The sequence below is a fragment of the Mycobacterium sp. SMC-2 genome (assembly GCF_025263485.1).
GTDB lineage: Bacteria > Actinomycetota > Actinomycetes > Mycobacteriales > Mycobacteriaceae > Mycobacterium.
Genome location: NZ_CP079863.1, coordinates 4160372 through 4179706, shown reverse-complemented (window position 1 = coordinate 4179706; position 19335 = coordinate 4160372). Strand labels below are relative to the sequence as shown.

The window sequence follows — 19335 nt, the reverse complement described above, 5'->3', positions numbered from 1 at the left end:
CGGCGTTCCAAGCGCGGTCAGCGCAGCGCCTGCTGCCAGGACAGAACGCGTTCGGCCAGTTCGGGTCCGGAGTCTTCCTGGATGAAGTGACTGGCGTTGATGCGGGCGTGCGGTTGCCCCGCGGCGCCGGGAATGTGCTGGATGAGCGGACGGTCCGCCTGTCCGAGGATGGGGTCGCGGGCCCCGAAGATGGCGAGGAAGGGTTTCTCCCATTGGCCCAGTGCTTTCCATGCCGCCCTATTGGCGGGGACCGCCGGATCATCCGGTGAGGTCGGCACCAGCTGCGGGAAGGCGCGGGCCCCGGCCTGATAGGCCTTGTCGGGAAACGGGGCGTCATACCCCGCGCGCACCCTGGCGGATACCCGGCGCACGGTACCCACGGACACGATGCGGCCCGCGGGCAGCACGGGGGAGTAGCGCGCGAACGCCCGCCAGACATAGAAGGCGGGCGGGGTGCGTCGCTGCGCGGTCGGCAGGAAACCATTGGCCACCACGAGCCGCGCGATGCGGTCACCCTGCTCGGCGGCGATGCGCAGTCCGATCAGCGAGCCCCAGTCCTGCACGAACAGCGTCACATCCTTGAGGTTGAGCCGCTCGAACCAGGAGGTCACCCAGTCGACGTGCCGCTGGTAGGTGTAATCCTCGATCCGGCTGGGCTTGTCCGAGCGGCCAAAGCCGATCAGGTCAGGCGCCAGCACGCGGTTCCCGGCGTCGGCGAGCGGCTGGATCATCGTCCGGTAGAGGTAGCTCCAGGTGGGCTCCCCGTGCAGCAGCACGATCGGCGGCCCGTCGGCCGGCCCCTCGTCCAGGAAATGCATGCGTACCGACTGGGTGTCGCTTGCCGCGACGTCAACGTAGTTCGCTACGAACGGATAGCCCTCCAAATTTTCGAATCGGGAATCCGGGGTTCGTAGCACATCCATACTCAGCTCCTCCGGTGCGCGGGCGCCTCTGCTAGCCTCTCGCGACAACGCGAGTTCGTCTAGTGGGAGATTTCATTGGGCTAGACGTCGCGTGGCCAGTAAACTGGCTTGCTCATGGCGATTCGGCGCGCGGTCCTGATCATTGCCGACATCGGCGGCTACACCAGCTACATGCAGTGGAACCGCACCCACCTGGCCCACGCGCAGTTGACGGTGGCGGGCCTGCTGGAGTCGGTGATCGACGCGGGCAGAGGCCTGAAGCTGGCGAAGCTGGAGGGCGACGCCGCGTTCTTCTGGGCGCCCGACGGCGACGCCAAAGTGCTGGTGTGTGACCGGCTGTCCCGGATGCGGGAGGCGTTCATCGCGCGGCGGGAGCGCTTCAAGAAGGATCTCGCCTGCGAGTGTGCGAGTTGCGCGCAATTGGACAACCTCTCGTTGAAGTTCGTCGTCCACCAGGGTGAAGTGGCCGAGCAACGGGTGAAGCGCCACGTCGAACTCGCGGGTTACGACGTCATCCTGGTGCATCGAATGCTGAAAAACCTGGTGCCCGTGGCCGAATACGTGCTGATGACCGATCCCGTCGCGGCGTGCCTCGACGAGCCGGTGCGTTCGCTCTGCAAACCGCTGACCCACATCTTCGACGACATCGGGGAGACACCGACGTACTACATCGACCTCGCGACGTCGCAGGTTTCCCTTGCCCCGCCCGAGTACAGCTTCCTTCGCCGGCTCGGGGCGACGATGAAGCTCGAGTTGAGTTCGCTGCCGTTCGTGCTTGGCTTCAAGGAGCCCGCGGAGGGCTTCCGCAACTTGGGCCGGGGCGCCGAGGAGATACCCGCCTAGCCGGCGTCGGCGAGGGCCCGGCCCATCCGCGACACCGCCTCGGTGAGGATGGCCCGCGAGGTCGCGAAGTTCAATCTGACGTGCCCCGCGCCGCCGGTTCCGAAGACGTGACCGGAACTGAGCGCCACCCGGGCGTGGTCGAGGAACCACCGGGCGGGCCCGGACAGGTCGGCGACCACCGCAAGACCGTCGGCGGCTTCTTCGACGAACCCGAGCTCCCGGCAATCGAGCCACGCGAGGTAAGTCCCCTGCGGCCAAAGGTATTTCACCCTCGGCAGGTGCTCGGCGACCAGGTCGCCGAGCAGCGCCCGATTTTGATCCAGGCCGCGCAGCAGGTCGTCGAGCCAGTCGCCGCCGGTTCGGAACGCTTCGGCGTGGGCGATCACGCCGAAGTGGCTCGGTCCATGACTGACCTCCTCGGGCATCCGGTGCAGGTCCGCGACCGCCTCCGGTCCGGCGATCGCCAACGCCGCCTTGAGGCCGGACAAGTTCCAGGCCTTGGAGGCGGACGTGAGGGCGAAAGCGTTCTCCGCTCCGGGCACGGTCAGGTACGGGGTGAAACGCGACCCCGGCAAGACGACGGGCGAGTGGATCTCATCCGACACCACCCGGACGGCGAACCGGCGGGCAAGCTCGGCGACCTGGCGCAGTTCCTCGGCGGTGTGCACGGTACCGGTCGGGTTGTGCGGGTTGCACAGCAAGTACGCAACCTTTCGGCCCGATGCGCCGGCACGCGCGAAGGCATTCTCCAAGGCGTCCAGGTCAATTCGGCCCTCGGCGCCCAGCGGCGCTTCGACGATTCGGCGGCCATCGTGCGACACGAACGCGTAGAACGGCGCATAGACCGGCGGGTTGACGACGACGGCGTCGCCACGGTCGGTGAGAAGACGCAGCACCTCGACGGCGGCGAGCATCACGTCCGGGACGATCGCGGTGCGGCTGACCGCCAGGTCGTGCCATTGCCAACGCCGCGAGGCGAATTCACTGACCGCCTCGGCGAACGCGGTGCCGCACGGGTATCCGGTGTCACCGATGTCGATCGCCCGGCGCAGGGCGTCGGCCACCGTCGGCGCCAGGTTGACGTCCATCTCCGCGACCCAGAGCGGCAGGACGTCGGCCGGATGCGCGCGCCACTTCATGCTGGTGCGCAGCCGCAGTTGCCGCAGCGTGATTTCCTCGAGTGGGTTAAACGTCACCCCGGCAGACTAAGTGGCAAACGCGTGCTTTGGAATCGTCAGCGGTAGATCCACCGAACTCAACAACCCAGGTTCTGCGGCAACGACATACGGCACTGCGTTGACGACGCGCATCGCGGTCGCGACCATGGCGCCCGCCCCCGAAGTCATTCCGGCCACCCCGGCCTTGCGCGGATCCTTCAGCGTCGCCGCCAGGGTGCAATCGATGTCGGGGTCGCCGCTGATCATCACACGGTAGGACAGGTCGCCGATCCCGGTCGGCCAGTCCGGGGCGACGTCGTGGGCGAGCCGGGTCACGTGCTCGATGACGATCGCCTCACGGCCGTCGACCACGCCGATCGCCCGTATCCGCAGCGCACCGCACGTCCCGGCCTCGACGGTGCCCATGGCGACCTCCAGCGTCCGGTTGGTGACCGCGCGGTCGAAATATTCGCGCACCTCTTGGACTTCGACGCCGAGTGCGTCGGCGACCAACCGGATCTGCCCCTGCCATTCGCCGGCGATGGCGCCGGGGAAGCCGATCCAGGGCCGGTAGTCCAGCGGCCGGCCGAAACCCAGTGCGTCGCTCATGATGTCGGGGACGCCGTAGTCGTCGTACAGGCCGATCTCGTACGCGTGGATCTTGTCGATGGACGACGACTGGGTGGACAGCACCAGGGGCAAATAATCGGCGGCGAAGCCGGGCTCGATCCCCGACGCGTACAGCGATACCTGGCCCTGCTTGGCCGCGGCCATCAGTTGGTTGCGCCATTCGGCGGGTTCGTAGGCGTGCGGGTTGACCAGTCGGGTGGTGCTGGTCGTGACGACGTTGATGCCGGACTCGAGCAGCCTGACGTAATCCGGGATGGCCAGCGCGTCGCGCTCCGGGCCGCTGGCGGCGTAGATGACGCAGTCGGGCTTCAGCGCGATGAGCGCGTCGGCATCGGTGGTGGCGGCCAGACCGATCGGCTCGCCGTTGGCGAGTTCGCCGGCGTCCTTGCCATCCTTTTCCGGCGAGTGCACCCACACGCCGACCAATTCCAGATTGGGGCGACGCGCAATGGTGCGGATGGCGATCGACCCGATGCCGCCCGTCGCCCACACCACCACGCGGTGAGCTGTCATCTTGTTCCTCCTCAGTGCGTGCGCGATGAAAGCCGAGGCGGCCGTTGCCCTTACGCAGGCGGTTACCCAACGTTCGATTCGGAAGCTAACAGCCGCGAACCCGCCCGGTCAAGGGGTTAGGAAAGCGCGCACTATCTTAACGAACAAATTTTAGGTTATGGTGCTGCTGATGTTCACCCTCAGGTTCGACATGCGCGCCCCGACGTGGGCCGCGCCGGCAGCCGACCTGTACGCCGCGGCCATCGACATGTGCGCCTGGGCGGAAACTCGCGGCGGCGTGCTGGCGGTGCTGTCGGAGCATCACGGCGCGGACGACGGCCACCTGCCGGCGCCGCTGACCCTGGCTTCGGCGATCGCGGCCAGGACGCGCACGCTGGCGATCCTGCTTGCGGCGGTGCCGATTCCGTTGTGGGATCCCGTCCGGCTCGCCGAGGAGATGAGCGTGCTCGATCTGATCAGCCGCGGCCGGGTCTCCTATGCGTTCGGCGTCGGGCATCGACGCGAGGAATACGACCACTTCGGCGTCGACATGGGCACGCGCGGCCGAGTCGCCGACGAGACGCTGGCTGTGCTCGGCCCACTGGTGCGCGGCGAACCGGTCGAATATCGCGGCCGCCGGGTGCGCGTCACGCCGCCGTGCGCGTCGCCGAACGGGCCCATGGTGCTGATTGCGGGCGGTAGCAAGGCCGCGGCGCGGCGGGCCGGCGCGCACGGGATGGGGTTCATCTCGCAGACCGCATCGCCCGGCCTCAAGGAATACTACGAGGCCCAGTGCCGCGCGCACGGGCACGAACCCGGGATCATCCAGTTTCCCCAACCGGATTCCCCGACAGCGGTTTTCGTCGCCGACGACATCGACGAGGCGTGGGACGAGCTGGGGCCGAACCTGTTGCATGACGCGCAGACGGCGGCGTCCTATCGGCCACACGACGACTCGGTGGCCAGCATCACCCGGGCCACCAGCGTGGCGGGGTTGCGCGAAGAGGGCGGACCTTACCGCATCTTCACCGTCGACGAGGCGGCGGACTTTGTGCGCAGCGGGCGACCGCTGCCCTTGCACCCGCTCTGTGGTGGCGTTGCGCCCGACGTGGCCTGGTCGTATCTCGAGCGCGCCGCGGCCGCGAGCGCTCGAGCTCACCACGAGTAAGGACTGGTTATGCGTGTTGTCGTGTGGGCCACCGGGGGAGTCGGCGCGATCGCGATCGACGCCATCAGGCGCCGGCCCGATCTGGAACTCGTTGGCGTCTGGGTGCATTCGCCCGACAAGATCGGTAAGGACGCCGGCGAATTGGCCGGCGGCGAGCCGCTGGGATTACCAGCCACCAACGATGCCCACGCGTTGATCGCGTTGAAGCCCGACTGCGTGGTGTACGCGGCGAGCGGCCCCGAGCGCGACGGCGCCGCCGTCCCCGACTATGCGCGCCTGCTGGCGGCGGGCATCAACGTGGTATCGACGTCGTCGACGAGCCTGGTGTATCCGCCGTCGTACTTCGCGCCCAACTGGCGGGACGAGCTGGAAGCGGCGGCCACGTCCGGCGGGGCGTCGTTCTACGTGTCGGGCATTTTTCCCGGCTTCGCCTCCGATCAGCTGGCGTTGCTGATGACGACACAGTCCAAGAGCATCCGCCGGATCACGGCGAGCGAGGTCGCTCTCAACGACCACTATCCCGTGGCCGACGTGATGATGGACGGGATGGGGTTTGGCCGGCCGCTGGATTTCGAGCCGATGCTGAAGACGCCCGGATTCATCGAAATGGCTTGGAAAGCACCGATATACCTGATGGCAGACGGCCTCGGGGTCGAGGTGGAACAAATTCGCGGCTCGCTCGATCGTGAGTTGACGCATTGCGACATCGAGGTCGCGTTCGGCACCATCAAGGCGGGGACCTGCGGTGCGGTGCGGACCCGGGCGGCGGGGGTGGTCAACGGGCGGGAAGCCATCGTCATCGAGCACGTCATCCGGATGGCCCGCGATGTCGCGCCCGACTGGCCGACCTCGGACTCCGACGCGACGTATCGGGTCGACATCGAAGGCGATCCCGACATCCACTGCGTGCTGACGCTAGGTGCGGCCGAAGGCCATGCGGCGGGGCGCGCCGCGATGACGGCCACGGCGATGCGGGTGGTGAACGCGATTCCCTATGTCGTGGGAGCGCCCGCGGGCCTGCTGAGCTCGCTGGACATCCCGACCACGCTGCCGCTTTACGCCTTCGACTGAACGTGTAACGTGCATCGCAAAGATTAGGCCACCTAGGAGTTCGCCGTGTACACATTGCGCTTCGACATGCGCGATCCTGAGTGGGCCGCGCCCCCCGCTGATCTGTACGCCGCGGCGCCCGAAATGTCCGCCTGGGCAGAGGAACACGGCGGTCTGGCCGCCGTGCTTTGTGAGCATCACGGGTCCGAGGACGGCTATTTGCCGTCACCGTTCTTGCTCGCCTCAGCGGTGGCCGCGCGAACCCAGCGTCTGGCACTGAGCCTGATCCTGATCCTCCCGTTCTACGAAACCGTGCGCCTCGCCGAGGACATGGCGGTTCTCGACATCATCAGCAACGGGCGGGCGTCGTACATCCTGGCTTTGGGCTACCGGCCCGAGGAGTTCGAGCACTTCGGCGTGCCGATCAAGACCCGTGGCCGCGTCTGCGACGAGAAACTCGCGCTGTTACGGCGACTGCTTGCCGGTGAAACCGTCGTCGAAGACGGGCGACGGATCACCGTGACACCGCGTCCGCTGACTGCCGGCGGGCCTGGACTGATGTGGGGCGGCGGAACGGTCGCCGCGGCCCGCCGGGCCGGCAGGTACGGCCTGGGGATGCTCGGCAACGCCAACGCACCGGGCATGCAGGAGGCCTACGAGGAGGCCTGCCGCGAGCATGGTCACGAGCCCGGGCCGACGATGTTTCCCAGCCGCGACACGCCGTCGGTCGTGTTCGTCGCCGACGACGTGGAGCAGGCGTGGAAGGAGATCGGCGAGCACCTGCTGCACGACGTGCGCACCTACGCCGCGTGGAATCCCGGGGACGAGACGACGGCCGGCTTCTCGCACGTGAACACCGTCGACGAGTTGCGCGAGACGGGCACCTCGCACATCATCATCTCAGTGCCAGAAGCGGTTTCGCGAGTCCGCAATGGTCAGGTGCTCAACCTCTCACCGCTGTGTGGCGGGCTGCCACCCGACGTTGCGTGGCCGTACCTGAAGCGAGTTGGCGAGGTTGTGCTGCCCGAGGCTCTCGGGTAGATCGCTACTCCACGCCGAAACGATCCACGAGGTGGGAATTGACGCCGTCGGCGTCGAGCCGGCGTGCCACCAGGTAGCCCGCACCCATCCAGGCGCGGCGGGTCCAGTTGCCGAATGACACCCGCGTGCCGGGAGCGCCGGATGCGGCCGGCATCATCTTGACGCGCTCGAGCGCCTCCTTCACGCCGCGCGGGCTCAGCGGGTGGGCGTCCGCGAGCGCCCGCAACAGGGTGCATGCCACGTCTCGATTGACCACCGGCACGCACCATTCCGGCCGCCTGCCGTAGGCCTCGTCGTATTCGTCCAGGAATTGCTGCCCGACCATGTTGCCCTCGTCGTATTGGTCGACCCCGGTCCAGCCCATGAGCGCGTTCCACATGACGGGGTTGAGCCACGCGTTCTGGAAGGCGGTGCCGCAGAACCGGGGCGGATCCCACCCCAGCGCCTCCAGCGCCGGGTTGACGAACACTATCCCGAAGCCGAAGCCGCAGTGCACGATCGCCTCTACCTTAGCGTCGTGCAGCGCGGTGACGGCGGCCGTGACGTCGCCGGCCGTCTGTGCGATGGATGCTTCAGCGGCAACGCGAATTCCCCTGCGTTTGGCGGCCTCCCGGAAGTTCTTGAGATATGCCTCGCCCACCAGGGACTGCTCCACCAGCACCCCGACCTCGGTGTGACCGCCCTTGGCCAGTAGGTCGGACCAGAAGATCGGCTCGTCGGTGTGCGAACCCATCGGAAACGCGAAAACCCATTCACCCAACGCTGCGTCCGATCCCGTCACGCTGATGCACGGAACCTTGAAACGCTCCTCGATGGCTTCCCTGGCCGGGATCACGTTGTCACCGATATTCGGGCCGAAAACGGCCAGGCACCCCTCGTCACATAATTCGCCGTAGGCGTCCACGACCGCTTTGACCGATCCCTTGGGCAGGCCTTCGACCTCGCGGTAGATGATCTCGATCGGCCGATCGATAAGCCCCTGCTCGACACCCTTCTCGAAGACGAGGTCGAAAGGCTGGGTCAGATCCTCGAAGTACGTCTTGGGAAAGCCCTCGGGCAGCCGAAAGTCCATCAGGTAGCCCATCTTGATCGGCTCGGCGCCGCTCTCGTAAGCCATGAGACTCCCTCCGTTTCCGTGCTGAGCGTCGAGTTGTTGGGTGAAATGTGCGCGATTCTGCGCAACAACTCGACGTTCGTGGCTAGCGCGGTTGGTTCGGTACGCCGGGGAACAACTGTTCCGTCGGCCCCGCGGTCACCCAACCACCCAGCTTCGTCACCAGGTGCGGTGCGAAAACCGCGCCATAGAGCACGTTTCCGACCACGACGACGGCCAGGACGGACAGCAGTGACGAGCCGAGTCGGCCCTTCGACCTGCGCTTGGCCCACATCTCGATGACGTTTCGCCCTTGCGCGTCGGTGCGTCCCAGCAGATAGGTGAAGGCCATCATCTGGATGGCCATCGCGAGGGAGTCGTAGAGCGGGTACTGATGCACCGTGCCCTCGCGGATCGCCAGACCGGGGATCACCCGGCCGTAATAGAATACGCCGAGCTTGGCGCCCAGGAACCCGTTGAAGAAGAGCGCCCAGCAGAAGCCGACGATGAGACCGACCACCAATAATGTTGGGGGCCTGCGCCACCCGAACCGTGCGCTCAGCCATCGCCCGAGCGCCGTGCCCGTCACGGCGGGCAGCACGAAGTAGGAGATGTAGCCGACGGGAACGAACAAGGGCAGTCCGCCCCACGTCACGTTCAACGGCCACCACGACGGCATGCGGGGGATGGCCGGCGGGAACTGCGCGTACATCGCCCAGTCGTAGGGCGCCTCGATCCAGGAGAACGACATCGCCGAGATGCACAGCAGCAGGAGCGGGTGCAGGCGGCGCCGGCGAACGCTCAGGTACACGCCGAGGGCGGTGAACGAGATGCCCCCGACGAGCGCGAAGTCGCTGGCCGCCTGCATCACGGGCGTCATCTGGGAGCTCACTGGTCGGGACCCGGAGTCCGGCGTGCCTGCGGGTCAAAGCGCAGCACCAGCCCGAATATCAGCACGATCAGCCCGAACAACGTGCCCAGCATGATGACAGCGCCCACGGTCACACCCCTTCCGATACTCGACTGTGTAGATAGTGCACACTATCCTAAAGGCAGTCAACCATCGGGCGAGGAGCGAGACAGTGCCCCAGCGGCCACCCACGAAGCGCAGCACATCGGCTGCGACGACGCGCCGGCCCCGCGGCGCCCCGCGCGGACTGCTGCTCGACGCCGCCCGTGCCCGCTTCGCCCGCCAGGACTACCGCAGCACGACGACGCGTGAAATCGCCCAGGCCGCAGGTGTTACCGAGCATCTGTTGTTTCGGCACTTCGGCTCGAAGGCGGCGCTGTTCCGCGAGGCGCTCGTGTTGCCCTTCACCACCTTCGTCGAGGAGTTCGGCCGGACCTGGCAGTCGGTGGTCCCGGAGGAGACCGACGAGGAGGAGCTGTCGCGCCACTTCGTCGGGCAGCTCTACGACGTGTTCGTCGAGCACCAGGGCCTGCTGTTGACGCTGATGGCGTCGGAGGCGCTGAGCGAGGAGGAAAAGGCCGACGCCGGCATCGCGGAGATCAGGCGGGCGATCACGACGCTCGGCCAGATCAGCGCCGAGGGCATGAACCTGCGGGGGTTGCGGGCGCAACACCCGGACCTGCCGGCCCATTCGACGGTGGCGATGATCGCCGGGATGGCAGCGTTGCGTTCCGCGTATTTCGGGAGCAGGCCGCCGTCGAGGAAGGTCATCGTCGACGAACTCGTCCAGGCGATCCTGCATGGCTTCCTACACCGAAACGACTGACTGAAGGGACTTTACATTGGTGGGCACCAGCGCGATCGACTTGTACTACGACCCGTTCGACTCCGACATCGACGACAACCCGTACCCGGTGTGGAGGCGCATGCGCGAAGAAGCGCCGCTGTACTACAACGAGAAGTACAACTTCTACGCCCTGAGCCGGTACGAGGACGTGGCGCGTGAACTGCCGAACTGGCAGACCTACCGATCCGGGCGGGGGACCACGGCCGACATCTTGTTCGCCAATATCGAAGTGCCGCCGGGCATTCTGTTGTTCGAGGACCCCCCGCTGCACGACCTGCACCGCCGCCTGCTGTCCCGCGTTTTCACGCCACGGCGCATGCTGGCGGTGGAGGACCTGGTGCGCAGCTTCTGTGTTCGAGAGTTGGATCCGCTGATCGGTGCGGGCGGCTTCGACTTCATCGCCGACCTCGGGGCGATGATGCCGATGCGGACCATCGGGTACCTGTTGGGCATTCCCGAGCAGGATCAGGCCAAGATTCGCGATCGCGGCGGGGCGTACATCGAGTTGTCCAAGGACCGCGACCCCGCTGAGGTCAACGCGAAGCTATTCGAGGACAGCATCGTGATGTTCGCCGAGTACATCGAGTGGCGGGCGAATCACCCGTCCGACGACCTGATGACCGACTTGCTGCGGGCCGAGATCGAAGAACCCGACGGCACGCGACGCCCCTTGTCACGGACCGAGGTGCTGGCGTACACCGCCATGATCGCCGGCGCCGGGAACGAGACCACGGCCCGGCTGATCGGCTTCATGGGGCAGCTGCTGTCGGACCACCCGGATCAGCGCCGCGAACTCGTCGCGGACCCGTCCCTGATTCCCGGCGCGGTCGAGGAGACCCTGCGCTACGAGCCGCCGTCGCCGGTGCAGGCCCGGTACGTGGCCCAGGATGCCGAACTCTACGGCCGGGCGGTGCCCGAGGGCTCATACATGTTGCTGCTCAACGGTTCCGCCAACCGCGACGACCGCCACTTCGACGATCCGGATCGCTACGACATCCACCGCCAGGGCGGCCACCTGAGTTTCGGGCAGGGGCTGCACTTCTGCCTCGGCTCGGCGCTGGCCCGGATGGAGGGCCGGGTTGCCCTCGAAGAGGTTTTGAAACGCTGGCCCGACTGGGAGGTCGACTACGCCAACGCCCAGCGGGCGCACACCGCGAGCGTGCGCGGATGGGCGCGCCTGCCCGTCGTCACGGGCTGAGGCCTTCTCGGCCTTCCGGCTCGAGCGTGACGCCACCGTCACGTTGGGCGTCGAACGTGACGGTGGCGTCACACTCGGCGGCAACGGCGAGGCTACGACTGGTCCACCAGCACCGCGCCGTCGGGTTGGTCGCCGAGCGTCTGCAGCGGAATGTCCCCACCCCGAGCCGTGAGACGAACGATCTGGGCGAGTTGCCCGGGGGCGTCGCATTGCAGGTAGTGGTCGGCGCCGGGCACCACCCAGTAGCGGTTGCGGCCGGGCTTGGTCTTCAGATACGCCTGCCAGACATGGTTGGGGACGCGCAGCGGCGCGACACCATCGTGCAACCCCCACACCACGGTGGTATTGACCGGGCTCTTGGAAAGCGCTTCCAGCCAACCCGTTTCGTCCGCGGCACGCTCGTGGAGATATTGAATGGTGTCGGGCAGGACGCGGATCCCGTCGTTGTGGGCGAAGCACTTCGCCAACGCGGCGATCTCCGGGTCGTCGAGCGTTCGCCGCGGCATGAAGGTGTTGGCCCCCAGGCCGGCGGCCAACATCTCCGGCGTCGTCGCCGCGGCGGTGGGCCGCCCGGTCGCGGGGTCGAGCAACGCGGTCTGGAACGCGGTCAGGTTGGACAGGGGCAGGTAGATGTTGGCATTCGTCACGATGAGATCGACGGGTACGGCAGGCGGATCCAGGGCCGCCAGCATCTCCACCGCGATCATCCCGACGCTGCTGCCGCGGTCGTGGGTGAGCATGCGAAAGTCGGTCAGATTCCACACCTGGGTGATCGCGTACACGAGCAGACGCGCGTCGTCGTAGAGCGAATAGACGTACGGCTCAGCCGGTTTGTCCGACAGGCCGTAACCCGGAAAGTCCAGTAAGTACATGTCGAACTCCGAGCCCAGCTCACCCGCCAGGGCGAAAAAGTCGATGCTCGACGTCGGGAAGCCGTGCACGAGCACCAAGGCGGGTGCGCCCGGTGTCCCGCAGCGGCGACAGAACACCGCGACTTCGCGCCCGTCGTTGGCGGCGGTCGTTGACCGCCAACGCAGTTCCGTACCGCCGTCCTGCCACTCCGCGAAGATGTCCAAGCCGCCAGCATCGCAGAGGCGGTCGCGGCAGACAACTACCGGAAGGTGACGACCACCTTGTCGGCGGCGCCCGGGGAGCCGGCCAGCTCGAGCGCTTCGCCGAGGTTTTCGAACGGGATGGTATGGCTGACGATGAGCGCGTATTTCTCCCAGTTCGCCACCAGATCGCCGGTGACCTGAAAGATTTCGTCGGGGTAGCCCATGCAGCCGATGATGTTGATCTCATTGCTCATCACGTTGACGAATTCCACGGGGACCGGTTCCTTGTGCACCCCGACGATTCCCAAAGTGGCCCCCTTCTTCGCGGCGGCCAGCGCCGTGTTGACGACGGCTGGCGCGCCCGCTGCGTCGAGGTAGATGTCGGTGCCCGCCTTCCCAGGGAATACCGACTCGCCCTCGCCGTGCAACTCGATCAGGCGGCGGACGACGTCCTCCTGGGCGGAGTTGATGACCGCGTCGGCCCCGATCTGCAACGCCTTCTCCAGGCGGGGCGGGATCAGATCGGCGACCACCACGTGGCTGACCCCAACGGATTTGAAGGCCAGCGTCGCGCCCAACCCGATCGGGCCGGCGCCAAACACCACAACCTTGTCCGACGGTTTGGGTTTGCAGCGGTTGACGCCGTGGCGCGCGACGGCCATCGGCTCGTTGAGCGCGGCGACCTCCCACGGGACGTGGTCGGGGATGACCTCCAGGCTGGTTCCGCGGACGGCGTTCTCGATGAGCAGGTAGTCGCCGAGTGCCCCAGTGGCCCCGCCGTTTCCGATGATCCCACCGGCCGAGGCCATGGGGTTGATCACCACGTGATCACCCACCCCGATGCCGGACACGTCGGCGCCGACCTCGACGACCTCCCCGGCCGGCTCGTGCCCCAGCGGCATCCGGCCGTGACGAGGCGGGATACCGCCGATGGCGATGTAGAACGCGTCGGAACCGCAGATGCCGCAGGCGCGCATCCGGACGAGCGCGTCGTGCGGGCCGATCTGGGGGCGGTCGGCGTCGACGACCTCGGCCTTACCCGGGCCCGTCACCATTGCCACCTTCATGACTCACTCCTTGCGGTTTGCGGCGTGCCTCCGAGGTTTCCTTCTCGCCCGCAACCCTCTAGAACTGTAGAGGTCAAGTCAACAGTCCCGAAGGAGGCGGCCATGGGGCTGCGCGGTCTGGCCGACAAGGTCGCGATCGTCGTCGGCGGTGCCACCGGCATCGGTGCGGCAACGGCAGCTCGCCTCGGCGCCGAAGGCTGCCGGGTGGTCGTCGGCGACATCGCCGACGACGCCGCGGAGCAGACGGCCGCGCGCATCGTGACTGCGGGTGGAACGGCGGCGCACTTCGCCTTCGATCTGTCGGATCCCGAATCGGTTGCCGCCCTGGTCGACAGCGCGGCCACCACGTACGGCGGGGTCGACCTGCTGTTCAACGTGGGCGCGGACATGAGCACCATCCGGGTCGACACCGACGTGGTGGATATCGACTTCGGCACCTGGGATCGCGTGATGGCCGTGAACCTGCGCGGATACCTGGCCGCGATGAAGTACACCATCCCGCGAATGTTGGAGCGCGGCGGCGGGGTGATCGTCAACATGTCCTCGGCGGCGGCCTTTCAGGGAGAGCCCGCGCGACCGGCCTACGCCACCGCAAAGGCCGGAATCGGCGCGCTGACAAGGCACGTCGCGTCCCGGTGGGGGAAGGAAGGCATTCGCTGCAACGCCGTCGCACCGGGATTCACCGCCACCGACGCCATCCGCTCCGCACCGCAATGGCCGGAGCTGCAAGCCGGCGCGCTGAAGCGAATCCGCGGAACGCGCGTGGGGGATCCCGACGACGTCGCCGCGCTGGTCGCCTTTCTGTGCTCCGAGGAGGGCTCCTGGATCAACGGACAGGTGATCAACATCGACGGCGGCACCATTCTGCGCTGACTCACGGGCAGGTGACGTGCACCCCGAAAGTCACCGGGCGCGTGCCGCTTTGGCCGGGTGTTGTCGCTTCGCCCGTCCCGGTCACCGTGTAACTCTTGCCCTGCCTGGTTGCCTGGACCTGGGTTGCCGACCTGGTGGCCTGATAGGGGAGTTGGTATTGACCGGTCGCCAGAGTGAGCGAGACCGCGAATCCGTCCACCATGGGCGGATTCTCGTCCGAAATCGCCAGTGACACTGACGCCGTATCGTCGTGCACGTTGATGCGGGTGGTGAGGTCCCCCGATTCCGGGGGCGACGCGTCCGGTTGCGCCGCCGAACTGGAGCATTCGACTCGCGCGGTCATGGTGTGTTTGTTCCCGTCGATCATGACGGTCGTGGTTACCGGAGCCGGAGTCGAACTCGGGGCGGACGCCGGTTTCCCGCCCTTGCCGGAACAGCCGGACAGACCGGCCGCCAGCACGATCCCGGTGGCCGCGAGGACGTACGGGCTTCGCATGTCACCTCCTTTGCCAGCGGGGACTATAGGGCCCATTCGTTGCGGGAAGGCCTCATTTCCCTAACGGCCGGCCAACCGCGGGGTTTACCGCCACGCTTCCCAATTCACCATGCTCCGCAGCGGCCCGGCAAACAACGGTCGCACGGCGGCCCATCGCCAGCGCTCTTCCAGGACGGGTGCCAGCGCGCCCGAGGTGGTCAGCGGGTCGTCATCGAGGTAGACGACGGTGATGTACTGTCGGCCCGTTCGCCAGCCCTGCGGCAGGTGGCTCCAGCCGGCGCTGGAACCGAATGTCCATGCGCCGGCCGTGCCCGGCACGGCGAGCAGCGCCGGATGGTGCTCGGCACGCAGCCATTGCAGCCACTCGTCCGGGCGGCGTCCGTCGACGGGTTCTTCGACGATGAGCACGATGCCGCGGTGCGGCCGAAACGGCACCACCTCGGCGGAAACGAGCGCGTGCGGCGAAGATTCCCACTGCAGCAACCGCAGGCCGCACACTTGCAGCGACGGCCGGACGACGGGGAACCGACCGTTCTCGCGCAGCGCGCGACCGAGCGCGACGAAGTCGTCGAAGGTTTCCTCGACGGGGTCGCTCACCAGGTAGTGCACCGCGTTGCCGATCTCACCGAGGGGGCCGTTTCCGGCCAGGCGATGCTCGGGGTAGTCGCCGTCGGCGATCCAGCGCAGCCCGTGCACGATGCCCGGCAGCTGATACTGCTCCGGCATGTGATCCAGCAGGTGCCAACGCAGGTAGCTGCCGTCGTCGTCGGCCGGAGCGGGGGCGGTAAGGCTGAATATGCCTGCCCTGACGCGTATCACGCGGCACCCGCGGGGGAGTGCAGCTCGGCCAGCGCCTGCAGGTTGTCCAGGTAGTGCTGCAGCGAGGTGTGGTTGAAGACGGCGGGCACGATGGTGGCGCCGTGCGCGGCCGCTTGGCCGACCGCGTCGCGGGTGCGCTCCGGCTCGTCGATCGGGTCCAGCGGCGCCGGTGGGGGCAGCACGACCTCGAATCCCGGCCGAAGGTCGAAGCGGCGCAACCAGTCCCGCGCTTGCTCCAGGGTCACGCTGAAGGGCGCCCAGCCGTCGGCCAGGGCCACGGCGCGGCGCAGCGACCGTAGCGTGCGCCCACCGATCCAGATCGGGACATGCTCCTGCACCGCGCACGGATCGACGACCATGCCGTCGAACGAATAGAACTCGCCGTGGTAGGCGGGTTCGGGCACGGACAGCGAGGCGCGCAGGGCCCTGAGGGCGTCGTCGCCGCGCGGTCCGCGGTCGTCGAACGGCGCGCCGATGAGCTCGAACTCTTCTTTGAGGCTGCCGACGCCGACCCCGAGGATGAGCCTGCCGCCGCTGACCTTGTCCAGCGTGCCGTAGCGCTTGGCGACCTCGAGTGGATGGTGGTACCCGAGCACCAGCACGTTGGTGGCCAACCGAATTCGCCGGGTGCGCGCGGCCAAGTAGCCGAAGGTGGCCAGCGGATCCCAATAGCGGGTGCCGCGGCGGTGCGTCTCGGCGGCGGGCAGCGCGATGTGCTCGCTGCAGGTCAGGTGGTGGTAGCCGAGCCGATCGGCGGCTTCGGCGATGCGCGCCAGGTCCTCGATGGAGGCGTGTTTCTCCCAGTCGCCGCTGGACTTTGGGAACATCGTCACCACGGGTGTGGCCACCGAGAGTCGAACGGTGCTCATCCCTGCATGTACCCTCCGGCGTCGACGGGGATCGATTGGCCGGTGATGGTCCGGCTTTCGTCACTGGCCAGGAACAGCGCCAAGTTGGCGACATCGTTGGTCGTGGAGATATCCTGCAGCGCAACCCCTTTGAGGGCTTTGGCCCGCTGGGTGGCGAAATCGACCCCTTGCTCGTCGGCCGTGCGCTGCACCCACCGACGCCACAGCTCAGTGTCGATGGCTCCGGGCACGATGCAGTTGCACCGGATGCCGTAGGGGCCGACCTCCAGCGCCACGGCCTTGGTGAACGCCCGAAGGGACGCCTTGGCGGTGACGTAGTGGCTCTTGCGGACGACGCCGGAATAGCCCGCCGTGGAGGAGAAGTTGAGGATGACGCCGCGACGGCGCGCCAACATCGACTGGTTGAGCACTTCCCGGGTGCACAGCATCGCCGCGGTGACGTCGATGGCGATCGTGGCGTTCCAGTTGTCCAGCGTCTGCTCCCAGATCCAGCGGTCCTGTCCCGGGGCGGCGGCGTTGTTGCACAGGACGTCGACATGGCCGAATTCGTCGACGGCTCGGGCCACCATGGCAGCGACGTCATGCTCGTCGGTCACATCCGCGCGCATCGCGACGGCTCCGGGACCGGCCGCGGTGGCGGCATCGCGGACGAGCTCTTCGCGCCGCGCGGCCAGCAGCACCTTGGCCCCCTCCCGGACGAACACCGAACCCAGCACCGGTCCCAGGCCGGTGCTGGCCCCGGTGATGATCGCGACCTTGCCGTCCAGTCGGCCCGTCATCGCGGAGTCAGCCTGCGGGCACACATATTTCGAGCCACGCGTGGATTCGTTCGGCGACGGCGCGCCACCCGGGATCGAGCATCATGTCATGGCTCATCTTAGGGAAGATCTCCGCGTCGGTGGCGTAGGTGCTCCTCCGTGCCTGGCTGCAACGCCGCTGAGACTAACCGCTGGCCTGCCGGTGCAGGGCCGGAATCAGCAAAGCCGCTGTGTCCGGACGCGGCCGTGGTGGCGTTTACTGGGGCGGTGGGTGTGGCACGACGCACGCTGGTGTTGTCCGCGTTTCCGGCCGAGGCCGACGCGGTGCTGTCGCACACCACGCTCGATCCCGATCCGGTGGTGATCGCCGACCGTCGGCACTTCTATCTCGGCGCGATCGCCGGCACGAAGGTGATCGTGGCGATGACCGGCATCGGCCTGGTGAACGCCGTCGACACCACCGCGGTAGCCTGCGCCCGATTCGCCCTTGGCGCGGTGGTATTTTCGGGCGTCGCCGGCGGGGCGGGGCGCACCAGCATCGCGGACGTGGCCGTACCGGCGCGCTGGACACTGGACAACGGCAACACGTTTCACCCGGTGGATCCCGCCATGCTGGCGACGGCCGAGAAGCTCTCTGTCCCACTGGAAAGCGTCGTCCGGAGGATCGATCTGCGACGCCGGCCGCAAGTCGTGGTCGGCGGTGACGGTTGCAGCTGGGACAACAACAACGGCGTGGCGTTCCCGTGCATCCCGAACGGCGGCGACGTTTTCGGCTGCCAGCCCCGCAGCGCGCCGGACCGATCGCTCCGCTATACCGGCAACTTCCGGCGGGCGGCGGGCCCCTGGCTGAGAAGCGCCCTGATCAGCAACCTGAACGTCGTCTCGACGGCGGACCCGGCCTTTGACGCGACGGACATGGAGACCGCGGCCGCGCAGGGCGTGGCCGACGCGCACGGTATCCCGTTCCTTGGCATCCGGGGCATTACGGACGGCCCGGGCGACCCACTTCACCTGCCGGGCTTCCCCGTCCAGTTCTTCCGCTACAAGCGGATCGCCGCCAACAACGCCGCGCGGGTGACCGCTGCCTTCCTGCGGAGCTGGACGGGTGCCTGACCGTTATCCGGGTCCGACGGCGACCGCGCGGCCCGGGTCCGAACACCACTCGGACCACGACCCGGGAAAAAGGGCTGCTTCCCGGCCCAGCGCCGCGAGCGCGGCGATCGTGACGCTGGCGGTCACGCCCGAGCCGCAGTAGGCGGCCAGCGCGCCGTCAGACTCGATCCCGCAGTCGGCCAGCAGTCGGACGAGCGCGTCGCCGCCGACGAACGTGCCGTCGGCGGCCAGGACGGCGGTGCTCGGCAGGTTCGTGGCCCCGGGGATGTGCCCGGCGGCGGGGTCGAGCGGTTCGACCTCGCCGCGGAAGCGCTCGGGCGCTCGCGCATCGAGCAACGTCACGTCGCCGGTGCCGGCTTGCTCGGCCGTCAGGGTGGGTCGGCATCCGGCATACAGATCATCGTGCAGCACAGTCACATTTCCGGGTTGCGGTGTGACAGGGCCGGTTTCGAGGCCACGGCCGGCCGAGCGCCAGGCGGCCAGCCCACCGTCCAGAATGCGGACGTTCGGCAGGCCGGCGGCCGTCAACACCCACCAGGCGCGCGCCGAACCGGCGCGATTCCAGTCGTCATAGACCACCACCGGCGAGTCCCGCCGGACCCCCCATCGGCGGGCGGCGGCCTGGAGCTCGCTCCCCGACGGCAGCGGGTGGCGGCCGCGTCCGGCGACCGTGTGATCGCTCAGTTCGTCCTCGAGGGACGCGTACACCGCGCCCGGGAGGTGGCCCCGCAGGTAGGCCGGCCGCCCGTCGGGCTCGTCGAGCCGCCAACGGACGTCAAGGATGGCTAACGGATCGCCGGCCTCGATGAGCTCAGCCAACTCCGCGACGGTGATCAAAACCTGGTCTCGGGCTTCCACCGATTCGCCTCCTCATGTTTTCAGCGAGCCTAGCGACCGCGCGATTTCGCTTCTCATCAGCAAACCGCGGCGTAG

General features: G+C 67.7%; 20 protein-coding genes. 8 read left to right on the top strand and 12 right to left on the bottom strand.

Features of this window, described 5'->3' with window-relative positions:
• Positions 1-17: 17 nt before the first annotated feature.
• Positions 18-923 (bottom strand): haloalkane dehalogenase, encoded by a 906-nt coding sequence (locus KXD96_RS19610; RefSeq protein ID WP_260738982.1) that lies wholly within the window; start codon positions 921-923, stop codon positions 18-20.
• 114 nt (positions 924-1037) lie between these two features.
• Here KXD96_RS19610 and KXD96_RS19605 point away from each other — a divergent pair, with 114 nt between their 5' ends.
• Entirely contained in the window at positions 1038-1766 is a 729-nt protein-coding gene (locus KXD96_RS19605) for a DUF2652 domain-containing protein (RefSeq protein ID WP_260738981.1), read from the top strand.
• Here KXD96_RS19605 and KXD96_RS19600 read toward each other — a convergent pair.
• Both KXD96_RS19600 and KXD96_RS19595 read right to left on the bottom strand, forming a co-directional pair.
• Complete coding sequence (locus KXD96_RS19600; protein WP_396878848.1) at positions 1763-2905, bottom strand: MalY/PatB family protein; 1143 nt, start codon at positions 2903-2905, stop codon at positions 1763-1765. The two genes, KXD96_RS19605 and KXD96_RS19600, sit on opposite strands and share 4 nt — an antisense overlap.
• A gap of 66 nt (positions 2906-2971) precedes the next feature.
• Positions 2972-4066: a dihydrodipicolinate reductase gene (locus KXD96_RS19595; protein ID WP_260738977.1), complete on the bottom strand. Its 1095-nt coding sequence runs from the start codon at positions 4064-4066 to the stop codon at positions 2972-2974.
• 169 nt (positions 4067-4235) lie between these two features.
• Here KXD96_RS19595 and KXD96_RS19590 point away from each other — a divergent pair, with 169 nt between their 5' ends.
• Genes KXD96_RS19590 through KXD96_RS19580 form a run of 3 tightly spaced genes read left to right on the top strand, consistent with a single transcriptional unit; the run spans position 4236 to position 7304 of the window.
• Positions 4236-5213 carry an LLM class flavin-dependent oxidoreductase gene (locus KXD96_RS19590; protein WP_260738975.1) on the top strand — a complete coding sequence of 326 codons (978 nt, stop codon included), beginning with the start codon at positions 4236-4238 and terminating at the stop codon, positions 5211-5213.
• 9 nt (positions 5214-5222) lie between these two features.
• Entirely contained in the window at positions 5223-6284 is a 1062-nt protein-coding gene (locus tag KXD96_RS19585) for a dihydrodipicolinate reductase (protein WP_260738973.1), read from the top strand.
• A 45-nt stretch (positions 6285-6329) separates the two neighbouring features.
• On the top strand, positions 6330-7304 hold the full coding sequence (locus KXD96_RS19580) for an LLM class flavin-dependent oxidoreductase (protein ID WP_260738969.1): 975 nt from the start codon (positions 6330-6332) through the stop codon (positions 7302-7304).
• 4 nt (positions 7305-7308) lie between these two features.
• On the opposite strand, the gene KXD96_RS19575 is transcribed toward KXD96_RS19580, so the two are convergent.
• Both KXD96_RS19575 and KXD96_RS19570 read right to left on the bottom strand, forming a co-directional pair.
• Positions 7309-8421, bottom strand: coding sequence for an ABC transporter substrate-binding protein (locus KXD96_RS19575; protein WP_260738968.1), 1113 nt, complete (start codon positions 8419-8421; stop codon positions 7309-7311).
• A gap of 82 nt (positions 8422-8503) precedes the next feature.
• Entirely contained in the window at positions 8504-9289 is a 786-nt protein-coding gene (locus tag KXD96_RS19570) for a spirocyclase AveC family protein (protein WP_260738967.1), read from the bottom strand.
• Between the two features lie 190 nt (positions 9290-9479).
• Here KXD96_RS19570 and KXD96_RS19565 point away from each other — a divergent pair, with 190 nt between their 5' ends.
• Complete coding sequence (locus KXD96_RS19565) at positions 9480-10133, top strand: TetR/AcrR family transcriptional regulator (RefSeq protein ID WP_260738965.1); 654 nt, start codon at positions 9480-9482, stop codon at positions 10131-10133.
• 16 nt (positions 10134-10149) lie between these two features.
• Positions 10150-11352: a cytochrome P450 gene (locus KXD96_RS19560; RefSeq protein ID WP_260738963.1), complete on the top strand. Its 1203-nt coding sequence runs from the start codon at positions 10150-10152 to the stop codon at positions 11350-11352.
• Between the two features lie 92 nt (positions 11353-11444).
• Here KXD96_RS19560 and KXD96_RS19555 read toward each other — a convergent pair whose 3' ends face one another.
• Together KXD96_RS19555 and KXD96_RS19550 are read right to left on the bottom strand one after the other, a co-directional pair.
• Positions 11445-12428 carry an alpha/beta fold hydrolase gene (locus KXD96_RS19555; RefSeq protein WP_260738961.1) on the bottom strand — a complete coding sequence of 328 codons (984 nt, stop codon included), beginning with the start codon at positions 12426-12428 and terminating at the stop codon, positions 11445-11447.
• Positions 12429-12463: 35 nt separating this feature from the next.
• Positions 12464-13474: a zinc-binding dehydrogenase gene (locus KXD96_RS19550; RefSeq protein WP_260738960.1), complete on the bottom strand. Its 1011-nt coding sequence runs from the start codon at positions 13472-13474 to the stop codon at positions 12464-12466.
• Between the two features lie 102 nt (positions 13475-13576).
• Between KXD96_RS19550 and KXD96_RS19545 the strand changes: the two genes are divergently transcribed.
• Positions 13577-14347 (top strand): SDR family NAD(P)-dependent oxidoreductase, encoded by a 771-nt coding sequence (locus tag KXD96_RS19545; RefSeq protein ID WP_260738958.1) that lies wholly within the window; start codon positions 13577-13579, stop codon positions 14345-14347.
• A gap of 1 nt (position 14348) precedes the next feature.
• Here the strand turns inward: KXD96_RS19545 and KXD96_RS19540 are convergent, their stop codons facing one another.
• The 4 genes from KXD96_RS19540 to KXD96_RS19525 form a co-directional block, all read right to left on the bottom strand.
• Positions 14349-14843 (bottom strand): lipoprotein LpqH, encoded by a 495-nt coding sequence (locus KXD96_RS19540; protein ID WP_260738956.1) that lies wholly within the window; start codon positions 14841-14843, stop codon positions 14349-14351.
• 84 nt (positions 14844-14927) lie between these two features.
• Positions 14928-15659, bottom strand: coding sequence for a hypothetical protein (locus KXD96_RS19535; RefSeq protein ID WP_313901663.1), 732 nt, complete (start codon positions 15657-15659; stop codon positions 14928-14930).
• Positions 15659-16531, bottom strand: coding sequence for an LLM class F420-dependent oxidoreductase (locus KXD96_RS19530; protein WP_260738951.1), 873 nt, complete (start codon positions 16529-16531; stop codon positions 15659-15661). The genes KXD96_RS19535 and KXD96_RS19530 overlap by 1 nt, the downstream gene beginning before the upstream one ends.
• Positions 16528-17310: an SDR family NAD(P)-dependent oxidoreductase gene (locus KXD96_RS19525; protein ID WP_260738949.1), complete on the bottom strand. Its 783-nt coding sequence runs from the start codon at positions 17308-17310 to the stop codon at positions 16528-16530. The genes KXD96_RS19530 and KXD96_RS19525 overlap by 4 nt, the downstream gene beginning before the upstream one ends.
• A gap of 246 nt (positions 17311-17556) precedes the next feature.
• On the opposite strand from KXD96_RS19525, the gene KXD96_RS19515 reads away from it, so the two are divergent.
• Complete coding sequence (locus tag KXD96_RS19515; RefSeq protein WP_260738946.1) at positions 17557-18402, top strand: 5'-methylthioadenosine/S-adenosylhomocysteine nucleosidase; 846 nt, start codon at positions 17557-17559, stop codon at positions 18400-18402.
• 3 nt (positions 18403-18405) lie between these two features.
• On the opposite strand, the gene KXD96_RS19510 is transcribed toward KXD96_RS19515, so the two are convergent.
• Positions 18406-19260, bottom strand: a complete 855-nt coding sequence (locus tag KXD96_RS19510; protein ID WP_260738943.1) for a sulfurtransferase — start codon at positions 19258-19260, stop codon at positions 18406-18408.
• Positions 19261-19335: the final 75 nt, after the last annotated feature.